At 69.1% G+C, this 9,057-nt stretch carries 9 protein-coding genes; 6 read left to right on the top strand and 3 right to left on the bottom strand.

What is annotated here, in order from left to right:
* Positions 1 to 403: 403 nt before the first annotated feature.
* Positions 404 to 1,069, top strand: coding sequence for a GAP family protein (locus tag G6038_RS13770; RefSeq protein WP_165038419.1), 666 nt, complete (start codon positions 404 to 406; stop codon positions 1,067 to 1,069).
* Between the two features lie 85 nt (positions 1,070 to 1,154).
* On the opposite strand, the gene G6038_RS13765 is transcribed toward G6038_RS13770, so the two are convergent.
* Complete coding sequence (locus tag G6038_RS13765; protein WP_240918475.1) at positions 1,155 to 1,754, bottom strand: TetR/AcrR family transcriptional regulator; 600 nt, start codon at positions 1,752 to 1,754, stop codon at positions 1,155 to 1,157.
* Between the two features lie 80 nt (positions 1,755 to 1,834).
* On the opposite strand from G6038_RS13765, the gene G6038_RS13760 reads away from it, so the two are divergent.
* The 3 genes from G6038_RS13760 (at position 1,835) to G6038_RS13750 (ending at position 4,249) form a co-directional block, all read left to right on the top strand.
* Positions 1,835 to 3,076 (top strand): oxygenase MpaB family protein, encoded by a 1,242-nt coding sequence (locus G6038_RS13760; protein WP_165038418.1) that lies wholly within the window; start codon positions 1,835 to 1,837, stop codon positions 3,074 to 3,076.
* A 162-nt stretch (positions 3,077 to 3,238) separates the two neighbouring features.
* Entirely contained in the window at positions 3,239 to 3,751 is a 513-nt protein-coding gene (locus G6038_RS13755) for a GNAT family N-acetyltransferase (RefSeq protein WP_165038427.1), read from the top strand.
* A 90-nt stretch (positions 3,752 to 3,841) separates the two neighbouring features.
* The gene (locus G6038_RS13750) at positions 3,842 to 4,249 is read left to right on the top strand and encodes a hypothetical protein (RefSeq protein WP_165038417.1); all 408 of its coding nucleotides are present in this window, start codon (positions 3,842 to 3,844) and stop codon (positions 4,247 to 4,249) included.
* An 18-nt stretch (positions 4,250 to 4,267) separates the two neighbouring features.
* On the opposite strand, the gene G6038_RS13745 is transcribed toward G6038_RS13750, so the two are convergent.
* Positions 4,268 to 4,948 carry an NUDIX domain-containing protein gene (locus tag G6038_RS13745; protein ID WP_165038416.1) on the bottom strand — a complete coding sequence of 227 codons (681 nt, stop codon included), beginning with the start codon at positions 4,946 to 4,948 and terminating at the stop codon, positions 4,268 to 4,270.
* A 77-nt stretch (positions 4,949 to 5,025) separates the two neighbouring features.
* Here G6038_RS13745 and G6038_RS13740 point away from each other — a divergent pair, with 77 nt between their 5' ends.
* Both G6038_RS13740 and G6038_RS13735 read left to right on the top strand, forming a co-directional pair.
* Positions 5,026 to 6,024 (top strand): ADP-ribosylglycohydrolase family protein, encoded by a 999-nt coding sequence (locus tag G6038_RS13740; protein ID WP_206024678.1) that lies wholly within the window; start codon positions 5,026 to 5,028, stop codon positions 6,022 to 6,024.
* Positions 6,021 to 6,530, top strand: coding sequence for an O-acetyl-ADP-ribose deacetylase (locus G6038_RS13735; protein ID WP_165038415.1), 510 nt, complete (start codon positions 6,021 to 6,023; stop codon positions 6,528 to 6,530). Before G6038_RS13740 ends, G6038_RS13735 begins: the two co-directional genes overlap by 4 nt.
* An 84-nt stretch (positions 6,531 to 6,614) precedes the next feature.
* Here the strand turns inward: G6038_RS13735 and G6038_RS13730 are convergent, their stop codons facing one another.
* Entirely contained in the window at positions 6,615 to 9,047 is a 2,433-nt protein-coding gene (locus tag G6038_RS13730) for a glycoside hydrolase family 65 protein (RefSeq protein WP_165038414.1), read from the bottom strand.
* Between the last annotated feature and the right edge of the window lie 10 nt (positions 9,048 to 9,057).

Here is a 9,057-nt window from a genome sequence, read left to right as displayed (position 1 = left end):
AGGTCCGTGTGGCGACCGAGGCCGGACTGACCCGGATCGGGTCGAGCTACGACCTGTGCCACGCCTTCCTCGACCACACCGGGCTCTCCTTGTGATCATTACTCACTCAATTTTCGAAACATCTGTAATTGTCAGCCCAGCCTGGCGCGGCGGTCCGGGGATGTTCGCTTGCAGGGATGGGTGCGGGTCTTCAGAGCCTTGTCGCCAAGGGATCCTCGCGATCTTGTCGGAACTCCACGTTGGATTCCTGGAAGGCTATCCGGCCCGGTACGGGCCTGTCGGCTGCGCCTGCGCACAACCCCCCTTCCTCCGGGGCCGGAGAATATCGCGTGCCTATCCAGTCCCCACCGGATAGCCGAGGCGACTACCCTTCGTCGATGATCGGTACTCCGAGGGGTAACTCGTGACAGGCGCGATCGGGCAGTCCCTACCGATCGCGGTCGGCCTGCTGCTGGCTGCGATGCCGATGGTGATGCTGTCGGTGCTCCTGGTCACCAAGCGGCCGGTGAGCGTGTCGTACGCCTTCGTCGGTGGCTGGGTTGCGGGCCTGCTCGTCGTGGGCGCCGTGGTGCTCGCGGTGGCGGATGTGATCATGCTGGCCGACGAGCCCACCTGGTGGGCCGGTGCTGTGAAATTCGCGCTCGGGATCGTGCTGGTCCTGATGGCTGTCCGGAAGTGGCGGGCGCGGCCGCAGGCCGGAGAGGAGTCCACCGTGCCAGGGTGGATGGCGGCCGCACAGACCATGACCGCTCGACGGGCTCTGCGTCTGGGGTTTCTGTTCGCGGCGGCGAATCCGAAGAATCTCGCCCTGGTGGCGGCCGGCGCAGCGGTCATCGCGGACGCGACTGCGCGGGTGCTCGAGCAGGTCGTGGCGCTGGTTGTCTTCACGGTCGTGGCGAGCCTGGGCGTGGTCGCTCCGGCCGTGATTCGGAGTGTGTTCACCGACCGCGCTGATCCCGTGCTCGCCGTGGCCGACGAGTGGATGACCCGGCACCACGCGGCGATCATGGCGACAGTCCTTCTGGTCCTGGGCCTGGTGCTGATCGGCAACGGGATAGCTGGGCTGTGAGCCGCCGGCCTTGGTTCCTCGGGAACATTCCCGATCCCCGATACGAGCGCCACGAACCCGGAAAGCGACACGCGAGTGTCGGGTGTCAGTCCAGCATTTCCTTGAGGTAGGCGGTGATCATGGCCGTCAGCTGGTCCGCGATGACGTCCGGCTCGATGGGCGGCTGATCGAGCACATAGCCGACCGCGACGTTCTCGACGGTGCGGACGAGCATCCACGCGATGGCGTCGGGATGCTCGATCGGGCGCCGGCCGGGATTGAAGCGTAGCCACATCGCCAGCAGCGCGTCGATGCGGTGTTCGAACGCGACCAGCCGGCTGTTCCGCGTGCGGGGAAGTTGCTCGATGAGCACGCGCAGCAGGCGGGGGTTCTCGCCGAGTGCCTCGAGCAGCACCCGCATGTTGGTCCGCACCGATTCCGTCCAGGTGGGGGCGTCGAGCGCACCGGTGAACACGTGTGAAATGCGAGCTTGTACCTCCGCGGTCCAGCGGTCGACGACTTCGGCCACGATGGCGTCCTTGCCGGGGAAGTACTGGTACAGCGATCCGGGGCTGATGCCCGCCGCGGCGGCGATCCGATTGGTGGAGGCGCCCTCGTAACCGTGGGTGAGCAGGACCTCCCGGCCGGCGGCGACGATGCGTTCGACCATCACCTGCGAGCGGTGCTGCTGCGGCACCCGGCGCATTCGGCCCTGTTCCGCCGGCCTCACCGGCACCGTCCGGATGCGAATTGAACGCGAGTAATCGCTCGTGTCAGCATCGGCCCATGGTGGCACAGGAGATTCGACAGGACCCGCAGGCGGTGCGTTACCCGCACCGATACGCCGGCATCCGACCCAGAAACGAGCGCATCGGGCGCCCCCTGCGCGCCTACGCGCGGATCGGCGCCGTCGACGAGGAACTGCTCGACCGGATCGGCCGCCGGATGTTCGCCCGGGACGAGGTGGGGGCGGACCTGGTGCGCGCGATGCGCCGTCCCCGGACGGACGCCGAGCGGGTGACCATGGCGCAGTTCCATCGGGCGCTCGAGCACGGCATCGACGCCGTTCCGGATGCGCCGGAGGCTCTGCGGCGGTTCTTCGCCGTGGTCGACGACGTCCCGGAGTGGGTGGACTTCGACCTGCTGGAGAAGGGCGCCCGGGCCTTCCGCAGGATGGGCCGCAGCCGCATCGACGTGCTGCTCCAGTTGTCGCTCATCGGGGGCTACCGGTTCGGCGGGCCGCCGGATCTGCTCGTCGAGACCGGGGGCCTGACTGGCTCGACCGCGATGCGGCGCCTCGGCGAAACGCAGAAATGGGGAACCGCGGTCGGCGAGCCGGGCGGGATGCGCAGGGACGGTGAGGGATTCAAGCTCACCGTGCACGTGCGCGCGATGCATGCGCTGATCAACCACCAGTTCGAGACCAACGGCCGATGGGACGTCGAACGCTGGGGTCTGCCGATCAACCAGACCGACCAGGCGGCAACCCTCGGGCTGTTCAACGGCACGCTGCTGCTCGGCATGCGGGCACTCGGGTACTTCGTCACCCGTGAGGAGTCCCGGGCGGTGATGCACCTGTGGAAGTACGTCGGATGGCTCATGGGCATCGACGAGGACTGGCTGTTCGACACCGAACGCGAGCAGCACGTGTTCAACTACCACGTGCTGCTGGTGCAGGACGACGTCACGCCCGCGGGTGCCGCGTTGTCCGGGGCCCTCGTGGAGGGCCAGCGGACTCTCGACCACGGCAGGCTCGGGGACGTGCGCGGCCGGTACGAGCGGCAGCGCCTGCTGAGTATGCTTCGGTACTTCCTCGGCACGCAGAGCCTGCGGGAGCTGGATCTGCCCGTCACCTCGGCCTGGGCCGTTCCTCCGGTGCTGGTCAAGAACGTCGTCGCCTCCACAGTGGTCGCCCGCACCCGCACCGGCAGGCGGTTCCTCGAGCGGGCCGGCGACCGGGCCGCCCGGCGCGAACTCGCCTCGAAGTTCGGGGCGTTGAGGCCCGCCGTCGGCGCGCTGCCCGGCTGAGTGTCCGCCCTTCGGAAGCCGGAACGGTCGCGTCGTGGCGGTCGGCTAGGCTCGTCCCGGCAAGCCGGACCGCCGGTCCCTCCGCGGTTGTGGGCGGCGGTCGTCGAGAAAATTGGGTGAAAGACGTTGACGGACTCTGGGGAACTGAGTGTCGGGCCGCTGGTGCGCCCGGCCGACGGCAGTGACGACACCGCCAAGGTGGTCGCCGACCTCGTCAATGCCGTCTATGCCGTTGCAGAGGACGGCATGTGGCCGGAGGGGGCCACCCGGACCTCGGCGACCGAGATCGCCGAACTGGCCGGTGCCGGTCAGCTCTTCGTCGCATCGCTCGGCGACCGGATCGTGGGCTGCGTGAAGGTGGTGCAACTCGATGCCCGCGTCGCCGAGTTCGGGATGCTCGCTGCCGACCCGGAGGTGCGGGGTGCAGGCATCGGCCGTGCCCTCGTGCGGTTCGCCGAATCCCACGCGGCGCGGCTCGGGAACGAGATCATGCAGCTCGAGATCATCCAGCCCAGAGACTTCGAGCTCCCGTCGAAGGTGTTCCTGTCGCAGTGGTATCCGCGAATGGGATACGTGCCGGTGCGGACGGAGGGCCCCGAGGTCATGTACCCCGAACTGGTTCCGCTGCTCGCCGTTCCGTGCGACGTCGTCGTGTACCACAAGCGGCTCGGCTGACCGGCCCGAACCTCCCGTCTCCGCGTGGTGCCCGCTGCCGGCGGGCACCACGTGCTTCCATGGTCGGGACGAGTACCGCGAGGAGGCGAGATGACGAGCAACCGTATCGGCCGCCGTGCCCGGCGAGCGGGAGTGACGCTGCTGCTGGCGGCCGCCGCAGTCTTCGGCGCATCCGGCCCGGCGTCGGCGCAGGACCAGTGGCCCGAGATTCCGTCCTATCCGACACCGATGGTGCCGTTCGAGACCAAGGATTTCCTCACCCCCGCGGACCTCGACTACTGGAATCCGCTGGTGAACCGGAATCGGCTCACGTCCCCGTTCGGCACCGGCACCCGGATCGTCTGCGTCGGGTTCCACGGCGTGACCACCGACTGCTGGCAGGCCGATCAGAACGGACAGCCGCACAAGCTGATCCGGCTGCCGGCCAACCTGCCGAACGTCACGGGCTCGAGTCTGCCGGGCGGCGGGCCGGGGCACTTCGTCTACCCGATCCTCTGAATCCGCCCCGCGGGCATATCAGCCGGTGAACAACACCGCTGCCTGAGCCGGCAGCCGTGCACCGTCCTTGCGGCGGAACAGTTCCGCCGGTCGGCCGGCGCCCGGATTCGACATGCGCCCGGTACTGACGAGAGCGTCGACGACGTGGCGGCGGAACGAATCCTTCTGCAGCGGAAGGCCGAATATCACCTCGTACAGCCGCCGCAGCTCGAGGACGGTGAACTCGTCGCCGAGCAGTCCGTCGGGATCCACGCGCTGCGCGTAGCGGGTTCGCAGATCCGCGACGGCCGCCGCCACCATCTCGGCATGGTCGAAGGCCAACGGCTGCTCGGTCTTTCCGTCGCGCACGCGCACGAGGTGGGCGTCGCCCGGAAGGTCCTTGCGGGGCAACGCCGCGGCATGGGCGATCGAGATCACCCATCCGCGCGGGTCCCGCTCGGGAGCGTCGAACGCGCCGATCTGATGGAACCGGATGTCGGTGAGGCTCGTCTTGTCGCGCAGTGCGCGTCGGGCGGCGTCGGCGGCGCGTTCGCGTTCGTGGAGGAAGGTGCCGGGCAGGGCGAGGCCTCCGAGACTGTGCTCGACCACCAGCACTCGCAGTTCGCCGTCGGAGTAGGTGAGCACGGCGATGTCCACCGCGGTCGAGGGGTGCGGATACTCGGCCAGCCTCCGGCCTGCCTCGTCCGTCCAGTCGCTCACGGTTGCACTTTAGCGTGACTATGATCTAAATTGATAGCGCAGATTTGATCGAAATGGTCGGGTGGAGGGAGCGGGAAATGGCGTTGACGGCGCAGCAGCATGACCGGGCGGTGGGGGTGCTACTCGCGACGGCGGCGGGGGACGCCCTCGGTGCCGGCTACGAGTTCACTCATCCCACCGCCGACGCGGTGATCGACATGATCGGCGGAGGCGTGTTCGGCTGGGAGTCGGGGGAGTGGACCGACGACACCGCGATGGCCGTCGCCGTCGCGGAGGTCGCGGCCACGGGCGTCGACCTCGGCAGCGCTGCAGGTCTCGACGCGGTGGCCGCGCAGTTCGTGCGGTGGTTCGACTCCGGCCCGAAGGACATCGGCAACCAGACTCGCGCGGTGCTCGAGCATCGCCCCGCCGGCGCCGCGGCGATGCAGGCCCGCGCCCGCGCGCTGACCGGTCGCAAGGGCGGCAACGGCGCCCTCATGCGGACCGCCCCGGTCGCCCTGTCCTATCTCGGCGCAGGCGACGCCGACGCCGCCGTCGCCGCCGCCGGGGAGGTGGCGCTGCTGACCCACGACGACCCGCAGGCGGTTCAGGCCTGCCGGCTGTGGACGTACGCGATCCGCCACGCCGTCCTGCACGGCACCTTCGACGGTGTCCGCGGCTACCTGCAGGTCTGCCCCGCCGACGTCGCCGGATACTGGGCTCCGCTGCTCGACCGGGCCGAGCACGGCGCGCCCGACGACTTCGCGAACAACGGATGGACCGTCCACGCCCTGCAGACCGCGTGGTGGGCGATCCGTACCACCGACGATTCCGACGCCGGGCACCTGCAGCGTGCCCTCGAGGCCGCGGTCCGCGCCGGCGGTGACACCGACACCACCGCCGCCATCGCGGGCGGACTGCTCGGCGCCCGGTGGGGCGCCTCGGCGGTCCCCGATCGTTGGCGGCGCATTCTGCACGGCTGGCCCGGGCACACCGCGCACGACCTGATCCGCCTGGCCACGGCGGCCGCGCGGAAGGGAGACGACCGCCGCGCGGCCGTCTCCGTTCACTCCACCGAATTCCAGGAGCAATCGTGACCCTGATCGACGTCGTCCACGGCGACATCACCACCCAGCGCGTCGACGCGATCGTCAACGCCGCCAAGTCCTCCCTCCTCGGCGGCGGCGGAGTCGACGGTGCCATCCACCACGCCGGCGGTCCGGAGATCCTCGCCGCCTGCAAGGCCCTGCGCGCGACGACGTTGCCCAACGGTCTGGAGGTGGGCGCGGCGGTGGCCACCACCGCAGGAAAGCTCCCGGCGCGCTGGGTGATCCACACCGTCGGCCCGATCTACTCACCTCACGAGGACCGCTCGCACCTGCTGCGGTCGGCCTACACCCGCAGCCTCACCGTCGCCGACACCCTCGGCGCCCGGACCGTCGCCTTTCCGCTGATCTCCGCCGGCGCCTACGGCTGGCCGAAGGAAGACGCGATCCGGCAGGCGGTCACCGCCCTGACCTCCGCCCGGACCGCGGTCGAGATCGTCACGCTCGTCGCGTACGACCGGAGCGTCGCCGAACTGATGCGCCGCACGTTGCCGTAAGGCGCTGGCGCCGGCGGCCGAATGTCACATGGGTTCGATCGGATCGAACCCATGTGACATTCGGTCACGGCGGTCCTGCGGCGCTCAGGACATCGACGGCTCCTGCGACGGAAGGGGGAACACACAGCTTTCCCCGGCCCCGAGTTCGCACACCTGGCCGTCGAGACCCACCCGGACCGGGCCGTGGAACCCTTCGGGCTGAGCGAGCACCGTCAACTCGTTGCCGACGATGCGCACCCGCAGCGGCGTGCCCCGGAACCGGATCGAGAAGGACACGCCGTCGAGCCGGTCCACCAGCCGGGGCCGGAACAGCAGCACGCCCTTGTAGACCCGGGCCCCGACGAAGCTGCTCTGCAGCAGGTCCAGCGTGCCGGACATGACACCCATGTGGATGCCTTCCTTGGTGGTTCCGCCCTGTATGTCACTGACGTCGCTCTCGAGAGCCACCATGAAGCGCTCCCACGAACTGGGCGGATGGATGTCGGCGAGCACGCCGGCGAACGTGACGTGGCTGAGCGTCGACCCGTGCGACGTCCGTTGGTCGTAGTACTCGATGGTGCGCCGGGCCAGATCCTGGTCGTACGGATAACCCAGCCGCTCGAACGTCGCGTGTAGCTCGTCGTCGTCGAACAGGAAGAACAGCATCACCGTGTCGGCCTGCTTGGCCATCTTGAACCGGTTCGGATCCTCGCCCTCCGCCCGGAGGATGCGATCGAGCCGCTGGATGTCGGGGTAGGCGGCACGGTAGTGCTCCCAATCGAGCTCCTCGAGTTCGTCGTAGCCCTCGAACTGGCTGATGACCCCCTCGTGGAAGGGCACGAACATCCGCCGGCTCATGTCGTCCCACGTGTGCAGCTCCTCGTCCGTCACCGCGAGCTGAGCGAGCAGGGCGCTGCGGCGGCTGGCCGAGAGCGAGTCGAGCACCGACGGCACCGTCGCCATGATCCAGGCCACCATGACGTTGGTGTAGGCGTTGTTGCGCAGTCCGGCCTCGGACGCGCCGGGGTGGCGTTCGTGGAACTCGTCCGGACCCATCACGCCGTGGATCTCGTAGCGTTCGCGCTCGGGGTTGTAGTGAGCTGTCGACGCCCAGAAGCGGGCGATCTCGAGCATGAGCTCGGCGCCGTAGTCGGCCAGGAACTCCGTGTCGTCGGTGGCCTGCAGGAAACGCCACACGTTGTAGAAGATCGCCGCGTTGACGTGCCGCTGATTGCGGCTGAGGTCTGGATCCCACTGTCCGGAAAGCGGATTGAGATGGACAACCTGGGTCTCCTCGGTGCCGTCGCTGCCGCTCTGCCAGGGGAACATCGCACCGCGGTATCCGGCCTCCTCGGCCGCGGCCTGGGCCTCCGACAACCGTCGATACCGGTAGAGGAGCAGGCTCCGGGTCACCTCCGGCATCCGCAGGTTCAGGAAGGGGTAGATGTACATCTCGTCCCAGAACACGTGACCCCGGTACGCCTCCCCGTTGAGGCCTCGCGCCGGCACCCCGACGTCGTGCCGCGCCGTGTGCCGGGAACAGACCTGCAGCACGTGCGCCACGTGCAGCCGCAGCAGCAGGTGGGCGCGCGGCTCGCTGGGCAGCCGGACGTCGCAGATGTCCCACAGCTCGTCCCACGCCGCCTCGTGCTCGGTGTACGCGTCGGCGAAGTCGGGGTACCGCAGCACGTGCCGGCCGGACGCGGCCAGCGCCTCGGTGATCGCATTGTCCCGGGACGTGAACAACGAGACCATCTTCTCCACGCGCGTCGGCCGGCCCTGCTCGACGTCGAAGCAGAGCACCTGCTGGATGTAGTCCTCCATCTGGTACAGCGAGCGGTCCACCTCCACGGGGCCGTCGTCGTAACCTTCGCCGCGGAAGACCCGCGTGCGGGCGGCCTCGGCGACGTAGATGTCGGACTGGCGGGTCTGCACCCGCAGCGCGATGGTCTCGTTGCCGAACGTGCGCGGGGACACCGGATCCAGATGGCGGCCCTCGAGCTGCCGGTAGCGGGCGACGATCTGGTTCGTGACGCGGCCGTCCAGCGCGGAGACCACCTCGATCTGCCCGGACCAGTTCTCCGGAACGAGCGTCCACTCGATCCCGGCCTGGTGGCTGTGGGCCATGCTCACGAAGCGACGGCTCCGCAGGGTCGTCTCCCGCCCGAAGCGGTCCCGGAACCGCAGCTCGCGCGCCACCGTCGCGCGCCGGATGTCGTAGGTGTGCCGGTAGGACAGCACGTCGACGTTGTCGAGCCGGACCGCGTCCTGGCCCTCGATGCGCAGCTTGAGGACGAGCCAGTTCGAGACGTTGACCAGGTCCTCGTTGAGCACCGGTCGTCCGCCCATGATCGTGGTCTCGCGGTTGTAGATCCCGTGCACGTAGGTGCCGGGGTAGTGGATGGGGCTCATGTCTTCCCACTCGGCGGTGCCGCGCGTGCAGAAGTAGCCGTTCCCGGTGGAGGTCAGCGCCTCCCGCAGTCCCTCCGACGCGCTGTCGAACCGGTCGTAGTCGAGCTCGAACTTCGGGTCCTGCACGACGTTCCCT

This window comes from Rhodococcus sp. 14C212 (genome assembly GCF_011058195.1).
Lineage (GTDB): Bacteria > Actinomycetota > Actinomycetes > Mycobacteriales > Mycobacteriaceae > Rhodococcus > Rhodococcus aetherivorans.
The sequence above is the reverse complement of the archived record's forward strand: the minus strand, read 5'-3'. Positions and strand labels throughout refer to the sequence as shown.

Bases quoted from the DNA above. Each gene is read 5' to 3' on its own strand.
- G6038_RS13765 (WP_240918475.1), bottom strand. From the start codon at position 1,754: ATGCGCCGGGTGCCGCAGCAGCACCGCTCGCAGGTGATGGTCGAACGC.
- G6038_RS13760 (WP_165038418.1), top strand. From the start codon at position 1,835: ATGGTGGCACAGGAGATTCGACAGGACCCGCAGGCGGTGCGTTACCCG.
- G6038_RS13750 (WP_165038417.1), top strand. From the start codon at position 3,842: ATGACGAGCAACCGTATCGGCCGCCGTGCCCGGCGAGCGGGAGTGACG.
- G6038_RS13740 (WP_206024678.1), top strand. From the start codon at position 5,026: ATGGCGTTGACGGCGCAGCAGCATGACCGGGCGGTGGGGGTGCTACTC.